Genomic DNA, 25183 nt, shown 5'->3' on the forward strand with positions numbered 1-25183 from the left:
GGTAGGTTGCCCACGTGTTACTCACCCGTCCGCCGCTAACTGTTGGAAGCAAGCTTCCAACAGTTCGCTCGACTTGCATGTATTAGGCATGCCGCCAGCGTTCGTCCTGAGCCAGGATCAAACTCTCCATAATACCGGCAGACGATATACCGCGGATTGCGTTGTCAGTTTCACTCACTCAGTCGGTCACGTACCTGAGTACGCTCCCTCTTTCGCTCGATCACTTCCTAGCACTCCACAACATCTCGTCAGCCAGTTACATGAAAAATCGATTAGCTCGAGTTTCATTTGCTGGCATCAATTAAGATACTCATTTTGTTCGTGTCATCGTTAGATGCGCAAACTGTATTTCGTTAACGTTTTGCTGTTCAGTTTTCAAGGTTCGTGTTTGTTAGTCGTATAAAAGCGACTTCTCTATATTACACTCGAAGTTTGTCGAAGTCAACAACTTTTTTTAAAAAGTTTTTTATGTTGTTTTCGATTACGTCCGAAGCGACAAGAACTAATATACAATAGATCATATAGAGAAATCAAGTGTTTTTCAAAAAAAGTTTTTTCTTTATTGCTTTTATATCTACGACAAACAGCAGAACCCCTGTCAGAACAACGATTGCGCCACCTAATTGAAGTACAGTTATTTTTTCGTGCAACACGAAATATGCAGCGATTGAAGCAAGTACCGGTTCAAACAAAATAGCGATTGACACTACATTTGTGCTCACCCATTTGACTGCCCAGTTAAATAACGTGTGTCCCAACAGATTAGGTAAGATCGCCAAAGCTAAAAACCATCCCCAATCCGCAGTGGGGTATCCGAAGAAAGGCTCTTGCGTGATGAGTACATAGAAAAACAGCGCAACCGAACTTACGGAGTAAACAAGAAACGTGTACGTTACGAGCGAGATTCTTTTACGCACATTCTGGCCTATTAATAAATACGCTGTAACGAATAAACATGCGAGTAACGCAAGTAAATCTCCAAATAACGCGGCTCCACTCACTTGGAAATCTCCCCAACTAATAATGAAGCTTCCCGTTAACGCAATGAATACAGCGGTCAACATCTTTCCTGTAATAATTTCTTTAAAGAACAATGCCGTACCTGCTAACGCAAATATCGGTTGAAGCGTCACTAAGACAGTCGAGCTAGCAACTGATGTGTAGTTGAGGGATTCGAACCACAGTATAAAATGAACCGCCAGAAATAATCCTGAGCTTGCAGTGTAAAGCCAATCCCTTGCCGTTAATGTTTGCAATTCATTACGATAGGAAATGAAGAATAACGGAAGCATAATGACAGCTGAAAAGAACATACGATAAAAGGCGATGATACCCGCGTCAGCCGTGGCCATTTTCACAAAAATTGCAGATAAGCCGACAGTAAGGACACCAAGCGCAATCGGTATGTAAGGATGAATTAATGGTTTATTCAAAATATCACTTCTCTTTCTATCTCTCTTCCCATTACAATAGAAGGAGACGTGTGTACGAGTTGATTGCCGTATTAAAGAAAGTATATAGGTAATCTTCCTATTTTGTAAGTGAAGGAGGATGATTTATGTTAGCTATACTAGCCGATTCATTTAATGGAGAAGCATTGATTAAAATCAGCATAGCCCTCGTACTTAGTATCATTATGGGTGTAGAGCGGGAGATCAAGAAAAAACCTATTGGGCTAAAGACGAGTGCAGTCATTGCTACCTTTAGCTGTCTATTGACAATTATCTCAATTGAAGCAGCTTATTTAGTACCTTCTCGTAACGATATCAATATCACCATGGACCCTTTGCGGCTATCCGCTCAAATCGTCAGTGGTGTAGGTTTCTTGGGTGCGGGCGCAATATTACGTAGAGATAATGATAATATTACAGGCCTGACTACCGCTGCTATGATTTGGGGCGCAGCAGGAATCGGTATTGCAGTAGGGGCAGGTTTTTATATCGAGGCATTCTTCACAGTAATTAGTGTAATGATCGTTATTGAGCTAATAGCGCCTTTACTAGGTAGGTTCGGCCCTAAACGACTGCGTACTAAAGAAGCGAATTGTACGATCGTCATTACTCAAAAGTCCAAAATTGATGATCTTATTAGATATTTGAATGAAGAACATATGGAAATTGACCATTTGCATATCAAACAATTCCAGACACCTGAACATCAGTATCATCACGAATTGCAATTCAAACTTATGGCACACCCGAAAAAATCTACCTCTACACTCTATATAGAACTCACTACACTTTCCTATGTAGAATCGGTAGAACTCGTTATTTATCCATAATAAAAACGCCAAGTCGACGCGACCTGACGTGATCGACTGAAAGCAAACTCACTCGCAAGCTTTGCTTTCAGTCTTTTTATTCAATTGACATTTTACTACAGTAATTACAAACTAGCTTTCAATATAGTTAGAACTTCATCCTTAGATAATTTAGCAAATCCACCAACCGGACCATCCCCAGCAGCTTTTTCTGCTATCAGCTCTAATTTAGAGTCATCAATATCATAATCCGCTAGTGTGACAGGTGCACCAATTCCCTTCCAATACGCGCTTAAACGGTCGATTCCTTCTGTTGCAATCTCTTCATCCGTCTTATCAGCTGGATCTACTCCGAACACATTCATAGCCAACTGTGCAAAACGCTGTGGATTTTTTGGGAGTGTCTGCTTCATCCAGTGCGGGAATAAAATCGCTAAGCCACCAGCGTGAGGAATATCGTAGACAGCGGATATGGCGTGTTCGATATTATGCGTACCCCAGTCTCCTCTTGTACCCATCGATAGGAATCCGTTCAATCCCCACACACCCGCAAACATCATGGATTCCCGAAGCTCGGTATTCTTAGGGTCTTTCACCAGTTGCTCTCCAGTCTTCATAACGGAACGTAATGCTGCTTCACAAATTTCATCTTGGAACGACGCATTGTCTGCAGTGTGGAAATATTGCTCGAAAATGTGAGACATTGTATCGACTATACCGTTGACTGTTTGATCAAGTGGTACTGTCAATGTGTATTTCGGATCCAAGATAGAAAACTTCGGATAATTTAACGGTCCACCCCAACCATATTTCTCCTGTGTCTCTTCGTTTGTAATAACAGATCCTGCATTCATTTCTGAACTAGTTGCAGTGATCGTCAGCACCGTACCGAACGGCAGTGCTTCTTTAGGTGTTGCTTTACCTGTTACAAAATCCCATGGATCACCATCGTATTTTGCCGCGGAAGCAATCAACTTTGTACAGTCGATTACAGACCCTCCACCTGCCGCGATAATTACATCAATATTATGCTCTTTACAAAGGTCTGCGCCTCTTTTAGCAGTCGACAGCCGAGGATTCGGTTCAACGCCTGGCATGTCTACTACTTCAAAATCATGTTCAGTCAACAATTTCATTATTTCATCATATAAGCCATTGCGCTTAATGCTGCCACCACCATATACTAACAATGCCTTTTTACCGTATTTTTCAAGTTCTTTAGGTAAATGTTGCAGTTGATCTTGACCGAAAATTAGCTTAGTCGGGTTATTGAAAATAAAATTATCCAAAATTGTACGCCTCCTTCTTCTTACTCTCTATTATGAAAAAGATGTATTTACGTTGCAAGTATAGTGTTCTAAAAACAGGATATACTTTTTGATAGGAGGAGATAATATGGAAACACTGCAAAAAGTTACGTTAGCCATTGCGTTAATCGGTGCATTAAACTGGGGTGTTGTCGGGATTTTCCGTTTTGATGTCATCGCCCAACTAACTGAAGGCGCCTATCAGCCACTAGCACGCTTTCTTTATATTGTGATCGGATTATCTGGTCTCATGGCGTTACAAGTTCTCTTTACGTATTGGCGCAGGGAAGAAGAACCGAAGTCACCAGAAGAAATTCGTTCCGCTTCATCTATCGAACAAACCTAAAAGGCATCTCCTCACACTTGAGGAGATGCCTTTTTGTATTCTTATACCCATCCACGGAAACGACTTGCTTCCGCTGTTTTGCGTGCACCAATCATATATGCCGCTAAACGCATATCGATATTACGTGTAGTTGCAATGTTATACACATTTTCAAATGCCAGAACCATCTTTTCTGTCATTTTTTCACGTACCTCATCTTCAGACCAGTAATATCCCATATTATTTTGAACCCATTCGAAATACGAAACCGTTACCCCACCAGCACTAGCCAATACGTCTGGTACTAATAGGACTCCGCGATCTGTCAGGATTTTTGTTGCTTCTGAAGTAGTTGGACCGTTAGCTGCTTCCACTACGATGTCTGCTTTAATATTATGGGCATTCTTTTCTGTGATTTGGTTTTCGATTGCAGCTGGAACTAGAATATCACATTCCATTTCAAGCAATTCCGCATTGGTAAGCGTATTGTCGAATAATGTAGTAACTGTTCCGAAACTGTCACGACGATCGAGTAGATAGTCGATATCTAAACCATCCGGGTCATACAATGCACCGTATGCATCGGAAATACCGATTACTTTCGCGCCTGAATCGTGTAAAAACTTGGATAGGAAACTACCTGCGTTACCGAATCCTTGAATGATCACACGTGCACCCTTCATATCGATATTACGACGTTTTGCCGCTTCGTTAATAATAATTGTTACACCTTCAGCTGTTGCGCGCTCGCGGCCATGTGAACCGCCAAGTACGACTGGCTTTCCTGTAATGAAACCAGGTGAGTTAAATTCATCAATTTTACTGTACTCATCCATCATCCATGCCATGATTTGTGAATTCGTAAAGACGTCCGGTGCCGGAATATCCTTTGCAGGTCCCATTACCTGACTAAGTGCACGCACATAGCCACGGCTCAAACGTTCTAATTCACCCATCGACATTTCTCGCGGATCACATATAATACCGCCTTTAGCACCGCCATATGGCAAGTCCACAATTCCTGCTTTTAGTGTCATCCACATAGAAAGCGCCTTCACTTCATCAGCACTTACGTTAGGATGGAAACGAATTCCACCTTTTGTTGGTCCGACTGCATCATTGTGTTGTCCGCGGTATCCGGTAAATACTTTTACTTTTCCATCGTCCATACGGATAGGAATACGCACTTCTACCATAAGAAGTGGTTCTTTCAGTAGTTCGTACATTCCTTCATCATAGCCTAGCTTTTCAAGTGCTTCTTTTATAACAACTTGTGTAGACGTAAATAGATTCAGGTTTTCTGTCATTGTATGGCTCGCCTCTTTGTTTGTTATTGTCTTTCACGGACACATTATAACACGAGCATATTCAAACATCCACATATCGATTCCAAATCGCCTTTGATTTTTTCATGTGATAAAAGCTTGGCGGTAAAATGCTGCTTACTTGCTAAATACTGTGCGGATTTTTTCCAATGCCCAATCTAACTCCTCTTTAGTAATGGTCAATGGCGGAGCAAAACGGATTACGGTATCATGTGTTTCTTTACATAATAAACCAAGTTCTTTTAGTTCTTCGCAATACGGACGTGCTTCTTCCGTTAATTCCATTCCAATAAATAATCCACGTCCACGTACTTCTTTGATTGCAGGATGAGAAAGTTTTTTTAATTCATCCATAAAGTAGTTCCCTAATTCCTTAGATTGCTCCGCAAGCTTTTCGTCTTCCAACACTTCAATTGCGGCTAAGGATACTGCGCATGCCATTGGGTTCCCACCGAATGTAGAACCGTGAGATCCTGGATTAAATACACCTAAGATGTCCTCATTCGCGAGTACACAGGAAATCGGGAATACGCCTCCGCCCAGTGCCTTCCCTAAGATATACATATCCGGTGTGACACCATCATAGTCACAAGCAAACATTTCACCTGTACGACAGAGTCCTGCTTGAATTTCATCTGCAATAAGGAGTATGTTTTCTTTTTTACACAGTTCAGATGCTTCTTTCATGAATCCTTCAGGAGGAATCATGATGCCCGCCTCTCCTTGGATCGGCTCAATTAGGAACGCAGCAGTATTGGAAGTAATAGCCGCTTTCAACGCCTCGATATCCCCGTACTCTACTAATTTGATACCAGGTAGCAACGGACCGAATCCTTTTTTATATTCGGGTTCTGATGACAATGAAACTGCGCCAAGTGTTCGGCCGTGGAAGTTCCCTACACATGCGATAATTTCTGCATGATTGCCCGCTACACCTTTCACATCATATGCCCATCGTCTGGCGGCTTTTAAAGCAGTCTCTACTGCTTCTGCGCCAGTGTTCATAGGTAACACCATATTTTTACCTGACAGTTCTGCCATCTTTTCATACCACGGGCCCAATTGATCGTTATGGAAGGCACGTGAAGTTAGCGTGACACGATCTGCTTGGTCTTTTAGCGCTTGAATGATTTTCGGATGGCGATGCCCTTGATTGAGTGCAGAGTAGGCAGCCAGCATATCCAGATATTTATTACCTTCAGGATCTTTTACCCAGACACCTTCCGCTTCAGAAATTACGATCGGTAGCGGATTATAGTTATTCGCACCATACTTTTTCGTTTTTTCAATAACATTTGTCGTTTTCGTCATATCCGTTCACTCCTTTGAATTCAGTTTAACGATTTATAGCATCTCTGACGTAGTTTTTCCTTGCATATGCAACTGCAAGTAATCAGGCCCGCCAGCTTTTGAATCCGTACCGGACATATTGAAACCGCCAAATGGTTGGTATCCAACGATAGCGCCTGTACAGCCTCTATTGAAATATAGATTACCTACATGGAAATCTTCACGAGCTTGCTCAATATGGTGGCGATTCTTCGTGATGACCGCACCTGTTAGACCGTAGTCTGTGTCGTTTGCAAATTCAATTGCTTCTGTAAACGACGAAGCCTTTGAAAGTGCCACAACCGGACCGAAGATTTCTTCTTGAGAAATACGTGCATTTGGATCCACGTCAGCGAAGACAGTTGGCGCTATGAAATAGCCCTTTGAATCATCGCCAGTTCCGCCAGCGATGAGACGTCCTTCTTGTTTACCGATTTCAATATAATCCATGATTTTATCAAATGCCGCTTGATCAATAACTGGACCCGCTGTGTTATTTCCATCGACTGGATCACCCCATTTGTATGCCTTCGTGAGCTCTTCTACACGCTTTACCACTTCATCATAGACATCTTCATGAATGATGGCACGAGAACATGCCGAACACTTTTGGCCACTGAATCCAAATGATGAGGAAACGATAGATTGTGCAGCCAATTCCAAGTCCGCCTCATTATCAACGACTATCGTATCTTTACCGCCCATTTCTGCAATTACACGTTTCAGCCAGATTTGACCGTCATGTACTTTTGCCGCACGTTCGAAAATGCGTGTACCTACTTCACGTGAACCTGTGAACGAAACGAAACGAGTATCTTTGTGATCGACCAAGTAGTCACCGATCTCAGAACCCGATCCCGGGATGAAGTTGACGACACCCGCCGGCATGCCCGCTTCTTCCAACACTTCGATAAACTTATACGCAACGACTGTTGCTGTAGAAGCCGGTTTCAACAGGACGGTGTTTCCTGTGACAAGCGCACCTACTGTAGTCCCTGCCATGATCGCAAAAGCGAAATTCCACGGTGAAATGACAACACCTACACCAAGCGGTACATAATCGAATCGATTATATTCACCTGGTCTGCTCTCCACGTGCATACCTTCTTTCAGCGTAAGCATTTGACGAGCATAATATTCCATGAAATCGATACCTTCCGCAACATCTGCATCCGCTTCATTCCACGGCTTACCTGCTTCTTTTGTCAGTAACGCGGAAAATTCAAACTTGCGGCGTCTGACGATGGCAGCTGCTTTGAATAATACGTCAGCACGAAATTCTGGCTTAACTTTTCTCCAAGTTTCGAAAGTTTTCTTTGCAGTAGTCATCGCTTGCTCTGCTAAATCGCGACTAGCTTGCGAGACATGACCAATCACTTCTTTTTTATCAGAAGGGTTAGTGGATGCTAGTTTCTTATCTGTCATTATGCGTTCACCGCCGATAATTAGCGGATAATCTTGCCCAATATAACTTTCTACTACTTTCAAGCCTTCTTCATACGCTTCGCGGTTTTCTTTAACTGTAAAATCTGTGAATGGTTCGTGTTTGTATGGAATCATTTGGAATCAAATCCTCCTTTATAGTTAGGGACGCAAAATTAGTTTGCGTTTGTCAACGTTTACATTTATAATGATGCAAGAAAACGTTGCACATTGCAAGTGTTTTCTTCTAATTATTTTTAAATTCTATTAATTTATTAACAGAAATCCGATATGCACTAGGTTAGGAAGGTGTTTTTTTATGAGTAAAGATGAAAATATATTGAATACATGCAATCAGTTTGCTGTAGATCATGCAAATATCGGTATACATGCTGTAGATCATTCAGGACGGACGATTGTCTATAATCGCAAAATGAAAGAAATCGAAGGACTGAATCTTGAGGATATACAAGACCACTCTATTTTGGAGTTATTTAACTTTGATAAGACCGAAAGCACGTTATTGAAAGTATTGCAAAGTGGAGAGCCACAATTGCGTGTTAAGCAGAAGTACTGGAATACGAATAAAGTAGAAATCACGACGATGAATGACACCTACCCTATTTATGAACAACAGGAATTGATTGGTGCGATTGAGTTCGCTCAAGATATTACGGCATTGGAAAAATTCGTTTTACAACCATTGCGTAAAAATCGTGGCCCAATAACATTTAATCAAATCACCGCTCAATCATTGGCCATGAAATCGGTTATTTCCACTGCCGAACAAGCAGCGGCGGCTGACTTGCCAGTTTTATTGATTGGAGAAACAGGTGTAGGGAAGGATAATCTTGCCGAAGCGATTCACTATGGCTTTGCAGACAACGAGCGGATTTTCCACACATTTCATTGTCTACATGCTGATACAGATATCATCCAGCAACTCGAAGAAACTTTGCAACAACAACCGCCTATGACGTTATTCTGCGAACGGATGGATACTTTATCGATTTCATTGCAACAGGCATTGCTCTATGTTTTGCAGAAAACACCCGCCCATCAATTCATCGCGAGTATCGGGGATGACCCAGTCGAGCTGATCGCGTCAGGCACATTGCTAAAGGAGCTCTATTATTTTTTCGCGTCTTTCGCCATCAGAATCCCTCCACTACGGAAGCGCCCAGAAGACATCATTCCTTGCGCTGAAGCGTATTTAAAGATCCGAGTGGAATCATTAGGGACAGGACTAACGAAAATCGATGACAAAGTGAACGAATTACTTCTTGCATACGATTGGCCAGGAAATTTGCGAGAGCTCGAGCTACTCCTGGACGAAGTTTCTTCCATGCATACAACAGAAGATACGTTGACTCAGGATATGTTGCCTTTGCAATTTAAAATGAAGGTCGAGGCAATAGCTAATGACGCATCACAACCAAGTGACTTTATCGTGCAAAGTGACTCTAAACTGTTGCCGTTTGATCAATATTTACGAGGAGCCGAGAAGTATTATCTTCAAAAAGCAATGGAGTTGCATGACCATAACATTACGAAAACTGCCAACTCCCTCGGTATGAGTAGACAGAATTTGCAATATCGGTTGAGGAAATTGAAAGAATAAGTGATAATGCACCGTTCTACTTGTAGTGACGAAACTTACTCCAACTTCCAAGGAGCCATTTAACGTCGAAACGATTCCACAAACAAAAAGGACTGTCGCAAAAGTTATAAAAACTTCTGCGACAGTCCTTTTATCAACGTCCGGATTGCTCAATCCAACCCTGCAGTTTATCTTTCAGTGAATTAAAACCATCTGCGTCTTGCTGATCCACACGTTCTTGCAATGATTGACGAGAACGAGAGTGATTCAAGTAAGAACTTGGTGGCTCCTGTAATGCACGAATCGACAAGCTGATTTTACTAGCTCCTTCGTCCACATCTAATACTTTGACGTGAACTTCTTGCCCAACTTCCAAAAAGTCATGAATATCTTTAACAAATCCATACGTGATTTCAGAGATGTGCACTAAGCCTTGCGTTGAAGCATCCAGCGCTACAAACGCACCGTATGGCTGGATCCCGGTAACTTTTCCGGTCAGCTCATCTCCGACTGCAAATTTGTGAGACATGCAAAACAGCTCCCAATCTAAAGTAGTATCTAGTCTGCCACTATGGCCGCTTCAAAGTATACCATATTTCGAAGTTTTGAACAAAAAAGAGCCATCTGAATAGAAGGCTCTGAGTATTTAATACTGCACAATTGAATGGGCTTCATATTTAACAGCAATGAGTTTATAGGATATGTCCATACAGTTCTCTAAAGGTATCCATATTTCATGGGTATGCTCATAGACATCACGAATATATTTGGCTAAGTCTGCTGGATGATCTACACGATGAAGCTCCGTCACTATTTCAGCAATTTCTGCACCATACGCATACTCCCCTTCTTCAAATGGATCCCATTGTTTAAGAAGTGAGACTGCTTTTTTATTCATTTCCGTGGTTTGCATGATTCGTCACCTGATTTGTTTTTCTTTTAATCATAGCACAACAGGTAGCAAGAAAACAGTTAGAGATATTTTGGCAGTTTACGAGACCGATGAATAAAAAAGAACATCCCGATCAATCGATGGGATGTCCTGTATTTTGATGTTGTTGTCGTTCTTTTAGAATACGTTGTTCCAGCTCTTTCGTTTCTTCTTCCTGCTGTTTGGATTTCTTAATAATCCAACGAAATACGAACAGCATAAGCGTCATAAAGATGACGAAAGAAATTGCTGCTGGGATGTATTCTGATTTATCTTCAGGAAAATAAAGAAACGGCATCAATAGAACGAAGTCCATGCTAGTTTCCCCCTACGAATCAAATCCGCTTACTTTTGGATGATTTCAATTGATTCAATTTTAATTTCTTCATTTGGCTTATTGTCGCGGTTTGTTTTCACGTTAGCAATTTTGTCCACAACGTCCATTCCTTCTACTACTTGACCAAATACAGAGTGTTTCTGATCCAAGTGAGGTGTTCCACCGTTTGCTTCATATGCATCCGCAATTTCTTCAGGCCATCCGCCATTTTTTAATTGTGCCGCTGAAGCGCCTGCAAGTGAAGATGCTTGTACGATGAAGAATTGGCTACCGTTTGTGTTGGGTCCAGCATTTGCCATAGATAGTGCGCCACGCAAGTTGAATAGATCCATTGTAAACTCATCTTGGAATGTATTGCCATAGATACTTTCTCCGCCCATTCCTGTTCCAGTTGGGTCTCCACCTTGAATCATGAATTCTGGGATCACGCGGTGGAAAATAATACCGTCGTAATAACCATTTTCCGCATGAGTCAAGAAGTTTTCAACTGTTTTTGGAACTTGCTCTTTAAAAAGCTTTATTTTGATAGGCCCCATTGTGGTGTTCATCGTAACTAGTGCTTCGTTTTCTGCTACTTCAGTCGATAGTTGTGGATACATGATATTCCTCCTCAAATTTACGTGCTTGTTCATTTTGCTGCATGTTTTGTGTATGAAAACAGTCTATCATATATGATGGCAAAATTCGATAATTGTAACTGTGACAGTTAATTGACAAAGTTTAATTTGCTGAGAAAAAACGCAATCTGAGGACAGCGCAACGTTGATCTATCTATAGGCTATAGGGATATGCGAGTTCGCTCATAAATTCGTGTAGGTGCTCATTGTTTTTGCGTGATCGCTCTATTGCGTGAGATATCCGCTCTATCGTGGGGCGTTTCCGCTCATACTTGCGGGTTATGCGATCAATCAGGCCGCTTAGGCGCTCATTGTCTTGCAGCACTCGTGGGCAGTCGCTGGGACGCTCATAAATTCGTGTAGGCGCTCATTGTTTTTGCGTAACCGCTCAATAGCGAGAGATATCCGCTCTATCCTGGCCCGCACCCGCTCATACTTACGGGTTATGCGATCAATCAGGCCGCTTAAGCGCTCATTGTCTTGCAGCACTCGTGGGCAGTCGCTGGGACGCTCATAAATTCGTGTAGGCGCTCATTGTTTTTGCGTAACCGCTCAATAGCGAGAGTTATCCGCTCTATCGTGGGCCGTACCCGCTCATACTTACCGGTTATGCGATCAATCAGGCCGCTTAACCGCTCATAGCCCTCTGCGTTTCGACTGCTCTTGCATTCGAAAAGCCAATATACGTCCCTCAGCCGGATCGAAAATTTCAATTCACTCTCCTTTTACGTGTAAGCACTATGTTTCCTTCGACTGTCGAATTGTTTTATACTGATACCTATCGAAACATTACAGGAGGAAGGCGGTTCAACGTTGAGTCGACATAAGAAAAACTTCATTATCATCTGGATCACGAACTTTCTTGTAGCAGGTACGATGACGATGATTATGCCATTCCTGTCGTTATATATTGAAACGTTTGGGGATTATTCCGATGCGTATGTCCAGAAGTGGGCAGGATTAATATTTGGTGCTACGTTTATTACCGCGCTAGTTATGTCACCTATTTGGGGACGTTTTGCGGATCGTTTCGGTTTTAAGCCTATATTGCTTATTAATGGTTTCGGGATTACGGTTTCGGTCTTTTTGATGGGCTTTGTCAATTCCGTAGAAATCTTTTTCGTATTGAGATTTCTGATGGGCTTGGTTACAGGTTTCTTACCGACTTCATTAGCTTTCATTTCATCTCAGACTCCTCGTGAGGAAGCGGGTAAGATGCTCGGGACGCTGCAAATGGGTGGTGTCGCGGGCATGTTATTTGGTCCCGTTCTCGGTGGTCTCATGGCTGATACGTTCGGTTTTGAGTATACTTTCATCATCACGTCTATTTCCGTAGTGATCGCGACGCTGCTTGTGCTATTTGGAATTAAAGAGGAAGCACGGGTGAAAGCGAAAAAAGTAGCGAAATATTCGCGAAAAATTATTTTAGGTGGATTGTTTAAACACCGTCTGATGTTCAATGTCATGCTGGTCACGACGTTGATCCAAGTCGGGAATTTCAGTATTCAGCCGTTGCTGTCACTCTACGTAGCGGATTTGACCCATGCTGCAACCAATGTTGCGTTCCTTGCTGGACTGACGTTCAGTGCAACGGGCCTCGGCAATTTACTATTCGCTAGGTATTGGGGGAAGGTTGGCGACGATGTTGGATACGAAAAAATTCTTGGGCTACTGCTCATCATGTCGTTCGTCTTCATTATTCCACAGGCATTCGTTACGTCACTTTGGCAACTGGTTTTGTTGCGGTTCTTATTTGGGATCTCGACAGGCGGTATGATTCCACTTACGACAGCGCTTGTTCGTCGTGAAGCACCACTGGAAGTACAAGGTGAGGTTATGGGATATAACACGAGCTTCCGTTTCCTTGGTAATATTATCGGACCTATGTTTGGTGGGATTGTCAGTGGATATATTGGGATTCCTGCAGTTTTCATCGTGACAGGCGTATTGTTCATAGTCGGTTATTTGTTCTTATCTATGGCAGTGCGACGGCCTACACAGGATTTCGAACACTTCTTAGAAGACCGGCAAGGTGAAGCGAATGAACACGCGTAAAATAGCTACGTAACCTTTTATAGGTTGCGTGGCTTTTTTTATTTCTTTTTGATTCAGGCGACAGTTGTCAAGATATGTTATATTTTTCTATAGCTACGTGACAGTACAGGAGGCTAGTCAGTTGAAACAAACGGTTGCATTAGTGATTACGCTTGCATGCGTTCCGCTATTATTATTTATTCAAAATCAAATCCACGAAGAAACCGTACAGACGAAAACATTGCATACAGCGATTCGTGACACAGTGAAGCTGGAAGTACCTACTATGACCTCCCCTATTCAAATGAAAGACCGTAACGGGACTTTATTTGCGGAAGAATATACCGAATGGAGACAGCCCATTCATTTGCAGGATATGACTTTTTTCACGCGGCAGTTATTTTTGAAAAGTGAAGATCGAACGTTTTATGAGCATCGAGGCTATGATATCGCGGCAATCATTCGAGCTTTCACGATTAACGCAGCAGCAGACGCTAAACAGCAAGGAGCTTCGACCATTACACAGCAAGTTGTCCGGATGCGCTATTTATCGACAGAGAAAACGTATGAACGGAAGTTTAAAGAGCTCTTCTTTGCAGCAGAATTAGAGAAGCAATCGACAAAAGATGAAATTCTGGAAATGTATTTGAATGAAATGTATTTTGGCAATCAAGTGTACGGCATTGGTGGCGCTGCAACTTACTACTTCAGTCGTCCTATCGAGAAATTGCATGAGGCGGAAATTGCGTTTTTAGCGGCCATTCCAAATAATCCATCACTTTATAACCCAATCAAGCATTTCGACCAAACGAAAGAGCGTCAAATACGACTGCTTCAAGTTATGCTCGATCAACAAGTCATTACACAAGAGCAATTTGAGGCGTACAGTGCGTTTCCGATTCAATTGAACGTCAAGAAAAAAGAACAGCTTCACCCAATGTACAGCACGTACGTATTGGAAGAGTTGAAAGAACTGATTGCGCAGACGGAAGGGCTTGACACGTCGATGAGTAAAGCAAAAACGCCAGAGGAACGGCAACGCTGGCAAAATGAAATCAATCGTCGTACGCGAGAAGTGATCAGCAAAGGCGTGACAATCGATACGGCACTGGATCAACACAAGCAACAACATGATGAAAATCGACTGAATGCACTTATTGGAACGGGCGGTGTGCAAGCTGGAGCTGCTATCATCGACAATGACATGCGAGAGATCATTAGTCTCTATGCAGGTGCACGTTATAAAAAAACTGACTTCCATCGTGCGTATCAAGCAGTGCGGCAACCAGGGTCCGCAATCAAACCATTGCTTGTCTATGCGCCGTTTTTTGAAAGTGGTCCGTATCACGCGGATACCCCTGTCAACAGTAGTGATATTTGTATTGGGGGATATTGTCCGAAAAACTTCGGCAACTATCAGTTTGGAACGACTACGGTACGGGAAGCATTCCGAAATAGTTATAACTCGACGGCTGTACGTTTATTGCAACGTGTAGGAATCGCCGAAGCATTCTCGCATTTAGCACCTTTCCACTTCCAGCATATCGTTAAGGCTGACCGTTCTTATCCTGCAGCGCTTGGCGGCTTTTCTAAAGGCGTCACGCCATTAGAACTTGCTGGAGCAACTACGAGCTTTATCGACGGGATGTACTTGCCGCCTCGTGCGATTCGCTCGGTAAAAGATCATAAAGGGGAAGTCTTGTATAAATGGAAGGACACGTCAAAAGCGGTCTGGTCCCCTTCCACAGTCCATAGCATCCGCTCGTTGATGAGAGAAGTTGTCGTCAACGGTACTGGCGAAGGAATTGCGTATACAACTAGCTACACCGGAGCGAAAACAGGAACGACTGATGCGTTTAAAGATTTGTGGGCTATCGGTATGAATGATCGCTATACGTCAGCTGTGTGGATCGGTTACGACAGACCGACACCTATTCCACGTCTGCGCGACCAAAAAGTTCACCTACGGGCATTTTCCTCGACGATGCGACCATAAAAGCCTTGCAAGGTCCGTTATTTCGGATCCGCAAGGCTTTTCCATTTATTTAACTGGATTGGTTAACGGAATACTGGCGAGTAGCCCGTTGTATAGACGGATAATGATATACACAAGCCCCGCCACGAGAACACTCCAGATGATAATCTGGAAGAAAATCAAACCTACTGTATGGGTCAGCGGCATGAATGGACTTAATTTGTACACAACATAAACAAAATACACGAACGAAGTAATGAGGAAGATCAATACGAGGGCCTTCCATGATTGGATACCTATCGCTGAAGCAAGTGCACCGACAAAGTAAATGACTACACCGGATTTTGACGCGCTATAGGATGCATCCGCTTCTTCTTTCAGGAAAAATAATAAGGCCGTTTCATGTATAGTGACAGCAATGAGTTTTAGCGCTGCAAATAGCATGAAGAATACTAATGAATACATCGTCAATAAAAAGATACGTAACTGAAAATCTGATAAAAACTCTCTCATACCTTGATAGAGACCGATTTCCTTAAAAAGAATCAATGTCTCTCCAACACTATAGACACCAAAGGTCAAACTGAATAGCAAGACCGTAACAAATGGTAAATAGCTGAACAAATATGGATTTTTCATAATACCCCCAAAAAATATTTTTTCATCATCCTAATAATATAAGAAGGAAGTCGAATAAAGCAATAATTGGTCAACTGTCGTCTATGCAATTTGAAATGTTTTACGCTATACTAACAAATACGCCCACGCTTATGCCTTGGGAATTGAATATGTGAAGAACATGGTTGGAAGGAGGATTCTCTTGGAATTCGTGTTATTGATTTTTTTACCTGTAATCTTCGCAATACTTGTTCCTTTTGCTTATAGAAAAGTTAAAGGAATACATACAGGTTGGTTTGTTTTAGTAGTCCCTCTAGTGTTATTTAGCTATTACCTGAGCTTTTTACCGCTAGTCATGGATGGTGGTCATGCTATTTCTGAAATGAAATGGATTCCGTCACTTGGAATTGCGTTTACTTCATACATAGATGGTCTTAGTTTATTATTCACGCTATTGATCACCGGAATCGGTTCGTTAGTCGTCTTGTACTCTGTGTTTTACATGGATAGGGAGAAAGAGGATCTCGGTAGCTTTTACGTCTACTTACTCATCTTTATGACCGCTATGCTCGGAGTCGTGCAATCTGACAACACGATGACACTTTACTTGTTCTGGGAGTTAACGTCCATTTCGTCCTTCTTGTTGATTGGTTTCTGGTACACAAAGGACAAATCACGTTTTGGCGCATTGAAATCGATGATGATTACGGTGTTTGGTGGATTAATGATGCTCGGGGCATTCGTTTTACTCAGTATCATGGGGGAAACATTCTCCGTTCGGGAATTAATTGCCCAAGCTCCTGATCTACTGAATCAACCGTACTTCACTCTGGCATTAGTATTACTCTTGCTTGGTGCCTTTACGAAGTCAGCACAATTTCCATTCTATATCTGGTTACCGGATGCAATGGAAGCGCCCACACCAGTCAGTGCCTATTTACACTCTGCCACGATGGTGAAGGCGGGCATTTATTTGGTCGCACGATTTACACCGATCTTCGGCTCAGCGTCCACTTGGATTTGGCTCGTTACAGGAATTGGATTGTTGACGTTGTTCTGGGGTTCATTATTCGCAGTAAAACAAACTGATTTGAAAGCGATTTTAGCATTTTCAACAGTCAGTCAACTTGGTTTAATCATGTCGTTACTTGGTGCTGGTGCTATTTCATACCATACGACCGCAGCCATGTTCAGCTTCGCGACGTATGCAGCAATCTTCCACTTGATTAACCACGCAGCATTTAAAGGTGGGCTCTTCATGATCGCAGGTATTATTGATCATGAAACCGGTACCAGGGATATTCGTAAGCTAGGTGGGTTAATGAGCGTCATGCCAATCAGCTTTACTGTGGCTGCGATTGGTTCATTGTCTATGGCTGGCTTGCCACCGTTCAGTGGATTCTTAAGTAAAGAAATGTTCTTGGAATCTATGGTAGCACTTCGACATTTTGAGTTATTCAACTTCGATACGTGGGGTATTCTGTTCCCAATCGTCGCTTGGGTTGCTAGTGTGTTTACGTTTACGTACAGTATGTATTTTGTACTAAAAACATTTATTGGACAGAAGAAGTTTGAACAATTGCCGAAGCAACCGCATGAAGCACCGATTGGAATGCTACTTGCACCGATGATTTTGGCCACAATCGTCATTGTCGTGTTCTTCATTCCGAATGTCATCGGGAAGTGGATTATTAAGCCGGCTGTCATGGCGGTTCAACCGACATTGTATGCAAGTCCATCCGCTATCGACATTCATGTCAAAGCATGGCATGGATTTGGAGCTGTTGGCTTATGGCTAACCATTGGTGTCATCGTATTCGGTACGTTACTTTACTTGACCATTCCGAAATGGCAACCACTTTATCGTATCCAGCCTGATCAGCTATCGTTAAATAACGGTTATGATGCGATGATGCGCGGAAGCGAAAAAGGTATGAATCGGGTGTCTCGCCTTTATATGACAGGCAAGATTCGGACATACTTATTGTATATGTTCGCATTTATGTCCGTTACGATCATTGCGTTGCTGTTTATCAAGGATGCATTCGTTATCGATATGAACAGTTTCGCAGCGATTACATTATATGGTTCACTAAATGCAATCGTGTTACTTGTATCTGTCGGATTTGTTGTATTTGCGAAGTCACGTCTTACTGCGATCATCGCGCTTGGCGGTGTCGGGTATTCCGTCGCGTTATTCTTCGTCATCTTCAAAGCTCCTGACTTGGCACTGACACAGCTTGTCATCGAGACAGTATCCGTTGCGTTGTTCTTACTGGCATTTAAGCATTTACCGGCACTCAGCACGCACGGGGAAACGAAAAGCAATAAAATGGTCAATCTGATGGTTTCATTGAGTGTAGGGGTGATGGTGACTTTGGTCGCCCTATCCAGTCATTCACAAAAAATGATTCCTTCGATTTCCCAATACTACAAAGATACGGTGGAGACGGAAGCCGCTGGCGGAAATATCGTCAACGTCATTCTCGTGGATTATCGTGGATTTGATACATTATTTGAGATCGCAGTACTTGCTATTGCTGGGATCGCGGTACTTGGCATGATTCGCTTGCGTGTATCGAGAAAGGAGCAGACTGATGAAAACAAATGATGTTATTTTACAAACCGCAGCTAAAGTAGTGTTTTTCATCATCTTCCTGTTCTCCATACACATCTTTTTTGCAGGTCATTATGCACCGGGCGGAGGTTTTGTCGGCGGCTTGTTGACGACAGGTGCGATTTTGTTACTGTTGTTGGCATTCGATATACGGACAATCCAACAAATTCTTCCGTTCAACTTTACGGTAATGACTGCCATTGGATTATTGCTTGCGTTAGGTACAGCGGCGGGTTCCATTTTCTTTAATGTGCCATTCTTTACACATGCATTCGGTGATTTCGACTTGCCTCTGTTCGGGCATACATCTCTGCATACAGCGATGTTGTTTGATAGTGGAGTGTACTTAGTTGTCGTTGGTTCCGCCATCACGATTATTCAATCGATTGGAGGCGATGACTGATGGAGTTGATCCTTTCTATTCTCATCGGGGTATTATTTACGGCAGCTGTCTATTTGATTTTATCCAGAAGTTTACTAAAAGTAATTTTAGGTACTGGTTTGCTTAGTCATGGAGCCCACTTGCTCATCCTCACAATGGGTGGACTTAAAGGTTCAGCGCCACCTGTTGTACTAGATGGTGTGACGGATTTTGCAGATCCCCTGCCTCAAGCATTGATCTTAACTGCGATCGTCATCAGTTTTGGTGTGACGGCGGTCATGCTAGTTATGGCATATCGTATGTATGATGTGCACAGAACAGATAATATGAATGAATTGAGAGGGAATGATGAACATGATTAATCTTCTTTTATTTCCGATCATTATTCCTTTCTTTTTCGCGATGATCTTAATGTTTTTTAAAGAGCAAGTGGTCGTCCAGAGAGTGTTGACACTGATCGGATTAGCTTTCAGCCTTGTTGCTTCTTTCTGGCTTATCGCGACAGTGAAGACAGAAGGAATCCAAACCGTGACACTTGGGAGCTGGCCTGCGCCATTCGGTATTACGATGGTGTCAGACATGTTCTCCGCTTTGCTCGTCACGACGACGATTATCATTACCATTTTTGTCGCCATCTATAGCTTTTCATCCATTGGTGTAGAAAGAGAAAGATTTTTCTACTACCCTGCCATTTTGTTTATGATTACAGGAATCAATGGTGCCTTTACAACAGGCGATATTTTCAATATGTTCGTATTTTTCGAGGTGCTACTGATCGCGTCGTATTTGCTTATTGTACTCGGCGGCGAGAAACGGCAGCTTCGTGAATCTATAAAATACATATTGGTGAACGTTATTTCATCTGCCATCTTTGTAGTTGCAGTAGCGTACTTGTACTCTATTATTGGCACTTTAAATATGGCGGATATTTCGGTGAAGATCGCTGAGATCAATCAACCAGGGATTATTTCTGTTATCGCGATTTTGTTTTTAATCGTCTTCGGAATCAAAGGGGCTATCTTCCCTTTGTATTTCTGGTTACCGAATTCGTACGCTGCACCTCCAATACCTATTCTTGCATTGTTCGGTGCCCTACTCACTAAAGTAGGCGTCTATGCCATCACGCGTACGTATACGTTGTTTTTCGTACACGACATTGGGTTTACGCACCAGTTTTTGATGGTTCTGTCGTTACTCACCATCATTGCAGGTTGTATCGGGGCTCTCGCGTATTTCGATTTGAAGCAAATCATCATTTACAACATCATCATCGCAGTAGGTGTCATCTTGTTCGGCGTAGCGCAAATGAATACGTCTGGACTAGAAGGCGCGGTTTACTATTTACTTCATGATATGTTGATCAAAGCGGCACTGTTTGTTTTGATTGGTATTGTGATTTATGCAACTGGCACTTCGAATTTGCGGGAAATGGGCGGCTTAATTAAAACCCATGCAACACTTGGTTGGATGTATTTGATTGCTGCATTCGGTCTCGCTGGTATTCCTCCGTTAAGTGGATTTCTTGGGAAAGTGCTCATCACAAAAGGTGCGTTTGAAGCGGATCATGTGATCGGTAGTATCATAATTTTGGTTTCTAGTTTAGTTGTGCTACTGTCTGTCATCCGGATTTTCATTTATGCATTTTGGGGGCCTCAGAAGAACGAGTTGCCTATTCGCGATCAACGTACGTACCGTCAAATGATGTTCCCGGCTATTATGCTAGTAGTCATTACGGTAGCATATGGTGTCGGTGCTGAATGGCTTATGCCATATATGACGGATGCAGCGAATGTACTGGCTGATCCATCCATCTATATAAATGCGGTGTTAAAGGAGTAGAGGTCAATGGCTTTTCAGATACTATTAAATTTCTTCATTGCAGTCGTTTGGATGTTCATGAATAGTTCATTGACACCTTCTACGTTCATCATAGGATATCTAATCGGGTTGCTGATGATCATCATGACACGCCGTTATTTCAGTAGACGCTTGTACATTTGGCGCATCTGGTCTGCGGTAAAATTAACAGCGATTTTCCTAAAGGAACTCATCTTGTCGAATATTTCCGTGTTGCTTTTAGTGATTAAACCGGATTTGTCGACTATGCAGCCGATGTTCTTCGCTATGCCAACAGAGCTTGAAAAAGATTGGGAAATTACGTTGTTATCAAGTTTAATTACATTAACACCTGGTACGGTCGTCGTTCATGTTTCAGATGATCAACGTACCTTGTATATCCACGCAATCGACGTAGACGATGTGGATGAAGCAATCGATTCTATTAAAAACACATTCGAGAAAGCCATTATGGAGGTGAGCCGAGGATGAACATATTTTATTCTGTCTGTCTCGTGCTAGTCATCTTGTCTATGCTCGGATTACTATATCGAGTATGGAAAGGTCCTTCCGTGCCAGATCGGCTAGTAGCTCTGGATGCGATTGGTGTTATGCTCATATCCGCCATCGCGCTGCTTTCCATCTTGTTTGATACGCCGTTCTTCATCGATGCGATTTTATTGATCGCTATCATGTCGTTTATCGGCACAGTGTCCTTCTCAAAATTCATTGAGAGAGGAGAGATCATTGAACGTGGACCTAATAGCTGACATGATTATTGTGTTGCTCGTGACGGTGGGAATCATTTTCACGATCGTCACAGTCATTGGAATTTTACGACTTCCTGATGTCTATACACGCGCACATGCCGCTTCAAAGAGCGCTACACTAGGAGTAATGAGTTTACTGCTCGGTATATTCCTTCACTTTTGGTGGAATGAAGGCCATTTCAGTGTGGCACTGTTGCTCGGTATCGTCTTTTTGTTTATCACTTCTCCGATTGGTGGTCACTTAATGACACGTGCTGCTTATATGTCGGGTGTAGAACCTACCGACTTGACGGTTGGAGACGATTTAAAAGATGCAGTAATAGAACAACGTATTGAATCAGAAAAAAACACGCCGGATGACAAATAGTCATCACGGCGTGTTTTTTTAATAATACGGATAGTAAGGGTAATACGGTTGTGGATAATACGGATAGCTACCGTAGTAAGGTCGCGAATAATATCCTCCACCGTAGCCACCGTAGCCACCGCCATAACCGTAACCTGGTGTAATGGCATTACCTAAAAATCCACCAACTAGACCACCTAAGAAAGGAACACCAAATCCTCCAAACCCACTTCCGTAACCGCCACCGTATCCACCACTATAACTATGTCTTGTCATCTAACTTCCCCCTTTCCCTGTATCCTATGTCTAGTCGGAAAGAAGGTCTGGGGAAAGCGCCTATATAGATTTAGTGTTGTTGTTCTGCTTCAGCAGCTAATCGCTCTACAAAGGTTGCCAATGTACGCACCATAACACCCGTAGCGCCTTTTGGGCCGAGCACATGTGGACTCGCTGCATCAGATGTACCCGCAATGTCTACATGAATCCACGGCGTATCCCCTACAAATTCTCCAACGAAACCACCTCCGAAAATCATATGGCCATCCCGTCCTGGTGAGTTATTTACATCTGCGACATCACTTTTGCGAATCCGCTTCCGATCACTTTCTGTTAACGGTAGTTGCCATATGAATTCGCCTGTTTCATCTGCCGCTTCTTGGAATTTCTTATAAAATGCTTCATCGTTTGTTAAAGTACCCGTTTTATCATGACCGAGTGCTACAATGACACCACCTGTTAGTGTGGCTACATCAATTAAGTACTCAGCGCCTGCTTGTTTTGCATATGTCACCGCATCAGCCAATACTAATCGGCCTTCTGCGTCTGTATTTAATACTTCAATTGTCTTGCCGCTTAAAGACGTGATGACATCGTCCGGCTTGAACGCTTCACCAGAAATCATATTGTCAGAAGACGCAATGACCGCAATGACGTTTTTCTTCGGTCGTGACTCCCCTATGATCGCCATAGCGCCGAGTACAGCTGCCGCGCCTCCCATATCGCCTTTCATGCCCACCATGCCGTCTTTAGGCTTCAACGAATAGCCACCAGTGTCGTACGTAATTCCTTTACCGACTAAGCCGATGACATCTTCCCATTGTTCTGTCGCTTGGTACTTCAGCACAATGAGTTTGGGCTCTTCTACTGAACCTTGATTGACCGCAAGAATTGCCCCCATACCGAGCTCTTCCATTTCCGCTTTACCTAGAACATCGATTTCCAAGTCATAGCTCTCCGCTAATTCTCGTGCATACTCCGCCATCTTAGTTGGCGTTAATAGATTGGGCGGGACATTGACTAGCGTCCGGGCTTCGTTCACTGCATGTGCGGAAATCATGCCCACTTCTCCAGCAGCAGTGACACGTTCTTCATCTTCCGTCGTGATGAATGTCACAGTAGTTAGTCGGACATCCACTTCATTGGAAGATGTCTTGAATCCCTCATATGCGTAGGAGCCCATTCCTATACCCTCAGAGGCCAGGAACGCAACGTCCTCACTATCAATCTCTTCATTGCAGAACGGGGCTGTCCAGACGCCTACAGTGCGCACACGGTCTTTGTGTAGTTGTTTACCTACCTCGGCGAATAATTCACGCAACGGTTGCTCTGTTAGCCGTTTCTGATTGCCAATACCGACAAAGTATACGCGTTCGTAACTTTGCTTTGATAACGCAGGCATTTTAGTGATCACCTTAAATTTCTGTTGCACGTCATGTGATTTGATCCAGTCTGACAATGAAGGATGGAAAGAGTCGACGAACGTATCGAAGCCTTCTACATTTTCTGGATGATCGGGTATACCTACAATCAGTACTTCTACTTCCTTTTGATCCATTGCGGATGCTGTTTCTACGTGTATCATGTGTGTTCCTCCCCTTTTCTTTACGCCTTCCCCCTACTAGTATAGACTAGTCAGATTAGCACTTCCAACTACAAATAATTGTTCGTTGGATAACGAGTAGATCCAAATTATGTTATACTGATTGCTAAACTACTGACAGTAAAGGAGTGGAATCACTTGGCTATATTTGAAAACATACCGCTCCTCGCAGCGCTATTCGCCATCTTATTTGCCCAATTTGTAAAAATTCCTATTCATTTTTTATTAACACGTAAACTCAATTTCGGTCTCATGACATCTACAGGCGGCATGCCCAGCTCTCACTCAGCAGCAGTCACTGCACTCACAACCGCCATCGCATTCGAAGCTGGCTTGGACTCGCCATTGTTCGCCATATCCGCTATCTTCGCGGTCATCGTCATGTTCGACGCAACGGGGATCCGCTACCAAGCTGGACAACAAGCTTTGATCATCAACCAAATGCGCTCAGACTTCCAAATATTCGTCAGCGATTTGAAAGACTGGCCTAAAAAAGACAACGACGCAAAAATCCAAGAACTCAAAACTCTACTTGGCCACAAACCTAACGAAGTATTCTTCGGAGCCCTAACAGGTATCCTCATTTCGATTATTACGTATACGGTTATATTGTAACGTCTTCAACTTCACTACGACGCTTACAGGTTTCTCTCGCAATGAGACTACCGCTATTATCGCATCCGTTCGATTATTATGAGGGAATTTTTACACGTCACACAAGATAGTAGAATGAATGGTGCCTTTCTCTTACCAATCTTTCATTTTCTTTTAAAAAGCAAAAACGGAACTGTCACAAGATGTCGTAACACACGACTTCCTGTCCAGCTCCGTTTTTTTCATATCCAGGCCTAGCAAAGAGTATCAAAACATCTGATACCCCATCTTGCGTAAAACCTTCATTACAAAACCTGCGATAATCGCTCCGACCATACCACTCGCCAAAATCACGATATCCACTGCATGTAGCGACATCAAATTCGCCCCCAGCTCACTAAAAGCAAAACTAGGCTTCGTAATGTATTCATACATCGGCACATCATCAATAATAAAAATCACGATAATCGGATAAATAATAGCCATAAGCCACGTCATACGTAACAGCATATTCAATAAAAAGCCGATACCGAAAAACATAACGATAAATATCAAGATCGATAGCATCACTTGTGCTATGGATATAGTTTGCATGCTTGCTAACCTCCAGTTCATCACCTCAACATTTTACAGGATGAAGAGACGGCTTTCAATAGAATGAGACAGAGTACACAGAACG

General features: G+C 42.8%; 26 protein-coding genes and 1 rRNA gene. 13 read left to right on the top strand and 14 right to left on the bottom strand.

Translation table 11 applies throughout. The features are described from left to right. Together CSV61_RS10965 and CSV61_RS10970 are read right to left on the bottom strand one after the other, a co-directional pair. Window positions 1-133 (bottom strand): 16S ribosomal RNA (locus CSV61_RS10965); the annotation flags it as partial. A gap of 397 nt (window positions 134-530) precedes the next feature. Then, window positions 531-1433: a DMT family transporter gene (locus CSV61_RS10970; RefSeq protein ID WP_099639252.1), complete on the bottom strand. Its 903-nt coding sequence runs from the start codon at window positions 1431-1433 to the stop codon at window positions 531-533. Between the two features lie 125 nt (window positions 1434-1558). On the opposite strand from CSV61_RS10970, the gene CSV61_RS10975 reads away from it, so the two are divergent. Further along, window positions 1559-2281 (top strand): MgtC/SapB family protein, encoded by a 723-nt coding sequence (locus tag CSV61_RS10975; RefSeq protein WP_099639253.1) that lies wholly within the window; start codon window positions 1559-1561, stop codon window positions 2279-2281. A 104-nt stretch (window positions 2282-2385) separates the two neighbouring features. Here the strand turns inward: CSV61_RS10975 and CSV61_RS10980 are convergent, their stop codons facing one another. Then, on the bottom strand, window positions 2386-3549 hold the full coding sequence (locus CSV61_RS10980; protein ID WP_099639254.1) for an iron-containing alcohol dehydrogenase: 1164 nt from the start codon (window positions 3547-3549) through the stop codon (window positions 2386-2388). A gap of 106 nt (window positions 3550-3655) precedes the next feature. Between CSV61_RS10980 and CSV61_RS10985 the strand changes: the two genes are divergently transcribed. After that, entirely contained in the window at window positions 3656-3913 is a 258-nt protein-coding gene (locus CSV61_RS10985) for a DUF378 domain-containing protein (RefSeq protein WP_083032886.1), read from the top strand. Between the two features lie 41 nt (window positions 3914-3954). On the opposite strand, the gene CSV61_RS10990 is transcribed toward CSV61_RS10985, so the two are convergent. From CSV61_RS10990 to pruA, 3 genes are all read right to left on the bottom strand, one after another. Further along, a complete protein-coding gene (locus tag CSV61_RS10990) occupies window positions 3955-5199 on the bottom strand; it encodes a Glu/Leu/Phe/Val family dehydrogenase (protein WP_083032889.1) in 1245 nt (414 codons plus the stop codon). 135 nt (window positions 5200-5334) lie between these two features. Beyond that, window positions 5335-6528, bottom strand: coding sequence for an ornithine--oxo-acid transaminase (locus tag CSV61_RS10995; protein WP_099639255.1), 1194 nt, complete (start codon window positions 6526-6528; stop codon window positions 5335-5337). Between the two features lie 33 nt (window positions 6529-6561). Then, window positions 6562-8106, bottom strand: a complete 1545-nt coding sequence (gene pruA, locus CSV61_RS11000) for an L-glutamate gamma-semialdehyde dehydrogenase (RefSeq protein ID WP_099639256.1) — start codon at window positions 8104-8106, stop codon at window positions 6562-6564. Window positions 8107-8287: 181 nt separating this feature from the next. On the opposite strand from pruA, the gene CSV61_RS11005 reads away from it, so the two are divergent. Continuing rightward, window positions 8288-9589, top strand: a complete 1302-nt coding sequence (locus tag CSV61_RS11005; RefSeq protein ID WP_099639257.1) for an AAA-type ATPase lid domain-containing protein — start codon at window positions 8288-8290, stop codon at window positions 9587-9589. 133 nt (window positions 9590-9722) lie between these two features. Here the strand turns inward: CSV61_RS11005 and yugI are convergent, their stop codons facing one another. The 4 genes from yugI to CSV61_RS11025 form a co-directional block, all read right to left on the bottom strand. Next, window positions 9723-10097 (bottom strand): S1 domain-containing post-transcriptional regulator GSP13, encoded by a 375-nt coding sequence (gene yugI, locus CSV61_RS11010; protein WP_099639258.1) that lies wholly within the window; start codon window positions 10095-10097, stop codon window positions 9723-9725. 117 nt (window positions 10098-10214) lie between these two features. Further along, window positions 10215-10481, bottom strand: a complete 267-nt coding sequence (locus CSV61_RS11015) for a DUF1871 family protein (RefSeq protein ID WP_083032904.1) — start codon at window positions 10479-10481, stop codon at window positions 10215-10217. Window positions 10482-10593: 112 nt separating this feature from the next. Continuing rightward, on the bottom strand, window positions 10594-10815 hold the full coding sequence (locus tag CSV61_RS11020) for a hypothetical protein (protein ID WP_099639259.1): 222 nt from the start codon (window positions 10813-10815) through the stop codon (window positions 10594-10596). A 29-nt stretch (window positions 10816-10844) separates the two neighbouring features. Next, a complete protein-coding gene (locus CSV61_RS11025) occupies window positions 10845-11435 on the bottom strand; it encodes a peptidylprolyl isomerase (RefSeq protein ID WP_099639260.1) in 591 nt (196 codons plus the stop codon). A gap of 831 nt (window positions 11436-12266) precedes the next feature. On the opposite strand from CSV61_RS11025, the gene CSV61_RS11030 reads away from it, so the two are divergent. Next, the gene (locus tag CSV61_RS11030; RefSeq protein WP_099639261.1) at window positions 12267-13508 is read left to right on the top strand and encodes an MFS transporter; all 1242 of its coding nucleotides are present in this window, start codon (window positions 12267-12269) and stop codon (window positions 13506-13508) included. A gap of 121 nt (window positions 13509-13629) precedes the next feature. Then, window positions 13630-15483, top strand: a complete 1854-nt coding sequence (locus tag CSV61_RS11035) for a transglycosylase domain-containing protein (RefSeq protein WP_233193585.1) — start codon at window positions 13630-13632, stop codon at window positions 15481-15483. A 45-nt stretch (window positions 15484-15528) separates the two neighbouring features. Here CSV61_RS11035 and CSV61_RS11040 read toward each other — a convergent pair whose 3' ends face one another. Further along, the gene (locus CSV61_RS11040; RefSeq protein WP_083032917.1) at window positions 15529-16101 is read right to left on the bottom strand and encodes a YufK family protein; all 573 of its coding nucleotides are present in this window, start codon (window positions 16099-16101) and stop codon (window positions 15529-15531) included. 181 nt (window positions 16102-16282) lie between these two features. On the opposite strand from CSV61_RS11040, the gene CSV61_RS11045 reads away from it, so the two are divergent. From CSV61_RS11045 to mnhG, 7 genes are read left to right on the top strand one after another with little or no spacing between them, the layout of a single operon-like run. Further along, the gene (locus CSV61_RS11045; RefSeq protein ID WP_099639262.1) at window positions 16283-18691 is read left to right on the top strand and encodes a Na+/H+ antiporter subunit A; all 2409 of its coding nucleotides are present in this window, start codon (window positions 16283-16285) and stop codon (window positions 18689-18691) included. After that, window positions 18678-19100, top strand: coding sequence for a Na(+)/H(+) antiporter subunit B (locus tag CSV61_RS11050; protein WP_083032923.1), 423 nt, complete (start codon window positions 18678-18680; stop codon window positions 19098-19100). The genes CSV61_RS11045 and CSV61_RS11050 overlap by 14 nt, the downstream gene beginning before the upstream one ends. Then, a complete protein-coding gene (locus tag CSV61_RS11055; protein WP_099639263.1) occupies window positions 19100-19441 on the top strand; it encodes a Na(+)/H(+) antiporter subunit C in 342 nt (113 codons plus the stop codon). Before CSV61_RS11050 ends, CSV61_RS11055 begins: the two co-directional genes overlap by 1 nt. Continuing rightward, entirely contained in the window at window positions 19434-20918 is a 1485-nt protein-coding gene (locus CSV61_RS11060; RefSeq protein WP_099639264.1) for a Na+/H+ antiporter subunit D, read from the top strand. The genes CSV61_RS11055 and CSV61_RS11060 overlap by 8 nt, the downstream gene beginning before the upstream one ends. A 6-nt stretch (window positions 20919-20924) precedes the next feature. After that, window positions 20925-21407, top strand: a complete 483-nt coding sequence (locus tag CSV61_RS11065) for a Na+/H+ antiporter subunit E (protein ID WP_099639265.1) — start codon at window positions 20925-20927, stop codon at window positions 21405-21407. Continuing rightward, entirely contained in the window at window positions 21404-21685 is a 282-nt protein-coding gene (locus tag CSV61_RS11070; protein ID WP_099639266.1) for a Na(+)/H(+) antiporter subunit F1, read from the top strand. Before CSV61_RS11065 ends, CSV61_RS11070 begins: the two co-directional genes overlap by 4 nt. Next, window positions 21669-22052, top strand: coding sequence for a monovalent cation/H(+) antiporter subunit G (mnhG, locus tag CSV61_RS11075; RefSeq protein ID WP_083032934.1), 384 nt, complete (start codon window positions 21669-21671; stop codon window positions 22050-22052). Before CSV61_RS11070 ends, mnhG begins: the two co-directional genes overlap by 17 nt. Window positions 22053-22070: 18 nt before the next feature. On the opposite strand, the gene CSV61_RS11080 is transcribed toward mnhG, so the two are convergent. Together CSV61_RS11080 and CSV61_RS11085 are read right to left on the bottom strand one after the other, a co-directional pair. Then, window positions 22071-22307, bottom strand: a complete 237-nt coding sequence (locus tag CSV61_RS11080) for a hypothetical protein (RefSeq protein ID WP_099639267.1) — start codon at window positions 22305-22307, stop codon at window positions 22071-22073. Between the two features lie 70 nt (window positions 22308-22377). Further along, complete coding sequence (locus tag CSV61_RS11085) at window positions 22378-23892, bottom strand: leucyl aminopeptidase (protein WP_099639268.1); 1515 nt, start codon at window positions 23890-23892, stop codon at window positions 22378-22380. A gap of 156 nt (window positions 23893-24048) precedes the next feature. Here CSV61_RS11085 and CSV61_RS11090 point away from each other — a divergent pair, with 156 nt between their 5' ends. Further along, window positions 24049-24525, top strand: a complete 477-nt coding sequence (locus CSV61_RS11090; protein WP_083032943.1) for a divergent PAP2 family protein — start codon at window positions 24049-24051, stop codon at window positions 24523-24525. 246 nt (window positions 24526-24771) lie between these two features. On the opposite strand, the gene CSV61_RS11095 is transcribed toward CSV61_RS11090, so the two are convergent. Further along, window positions 24772-25098 (bottom strand): YuiB family protein, encoded by a 327-nt coding sequence (locus CSV61_RS11095; protein ID WP_083032946.1) that lies wholly within the window; start codon window positions 25096-25098, stop codon window positions 24772-24774. Between the last annotated feature and the right edge of the window lie 85 nt (window positions 25099-25183).

Origin of the sequence: Sporosarcina sp. P3 (genome assembly GCF_002743415.1) — a bacterium.
GTDB classification, from domain to species: Bacteria; Bacillota; Bacilli; order Bacillales_A; family Planococcaceae; genus Sporosarcina; species Sporosarcina ureae_A.

Bases quoted from the DNA above. Each gene is read 5' to 3' on its own strand.
- CSV61_RS11085 (WP_099639268.1), bottom strand. From the start codon at position 23,892: ATGATACACGTAGAAACAGCATCCGCAATGGATCAAAAGGAAGTAGAA.
- CSV61_RS11070 (WP_099639266.1), top strand. From the start codon at position 21,404: ATGAACATATTTTATTCTGTCTGTCTCGTGCTAGTCATCTTGTCTATG.
- CSV61_RS11040 (WP_083032917.1), bottom strand. From the start codon at position 16,101: ATGAAAAATCCATATTTGTTCAGCTATTTACCATTTGTTACGGTCTTG.
- CSV61_RS11020 (WP_099639259.1), bottom strand. From the start codon at position 10,815: ATGGACTTCGTTCTATTGATGCCGTTTCTTTATTTTCCTGAAGATAAA.
- CSV61_RS10985 (WP_083032886.1), top strand. From the start codon at position 3,656: ATGGAAACACTGCAAAAAGTTACGTTAGCCATTGCGTTAATCGGTGCA.
- CSV61_RS11015 (WP_083032904.1), bottom strand. From the start codon at position 10,481: ATGCAAACCACGGAAATGAATAAAAAAGCAGTCTCACTTCTTAAACAA.
- CSV61_RS11055 (WP_099639263.1), top strand. From the start codon at position 19,100: ATGGAGTTGATCCTTTCTATTCTCATCGGGGTATTATTTACGGCAGCT.
- CSV61_RS11050 (WP_083032923.1), top strand. From the start codon at position 18,678: ATGAAAACAAATGATGTTATTTTACAAACCGCAGCTAAAGTAGTGTTT.
- CSV61_RS11025 (WP_099639260.1), bottom strand. From the start codon at position 11,435: ATGTATCCACAACTATCGACTGAAGTAGCAGAAAACGAAGCACTAGTT.
- CSV61_RS10990 (WP_083032889.1), bottom strand. From the start codon at position 5,199: ATGACAGAAAACCTGAATCTATTTACGTCTACACAAGTTGTTATAAAA.
- CSV61_RS10975 (WP_099639253.1), top strand. From the start codon at position 1,559: ATGTTAGCTATACTAGCCGATTCATTTAATGGAGAAGCATTGATTAAA.
- CSV61_RS11080 (WP_099639267.1), bottom strand. From the start codon at position 22,307: ATGACAAGACATAGTTATAGTGGTGGATACGGTGGCGGTTACGGAAGT.
- CSV61_RS11065 (WP_099639265.1), top strand. From the start codon at position 20,925: ATGGCTTTTCAGATACTATTAAATTTCTTCATTGCAGTCGTTTGGATG.
- CSV61_RS11095 (WP_083032946.1), bottom strand. From the start codon at position 25,098: ATGCAAACTATATCCATAGCACAAGTGATGCTATCGATCTTGATATTT.
- yugI (WP_099639258.1), bottom strand. From the start codon at position 10,097: ATGTCTCACAAATTTGCAGTCGGAGATGAGCTGACCGGAAAAGTTACC.
- CSV61_RS11005 (WP_099639257.1), top strand. From the start codon at position 8,288: ATGAGTAAAGATGAAAATATATTGAATACATGCAATCAGTTTGCTGTA.
- pruA (WP_099639256.1), bottom strand. From the start codon at position 8,106: ATGATTCCATACAAACACGAACCATTCACAGATTTTACAGTTAAAGAA.
- CSV61_RS10995 (WP_099639255.1), bottom strand. From the start codon at position 6,528: ATGACGAAAACGACAAATGTTATTGAAAAAACGAAAAAGTATGGTGCG.
- CSV61_RS11060 (WP_099639264.1), top strand. From the start codon at position 19,434: ATGATTAATCTTCTTTTATTTCCGATCATTATTCCTTTCTTTTTCGCG.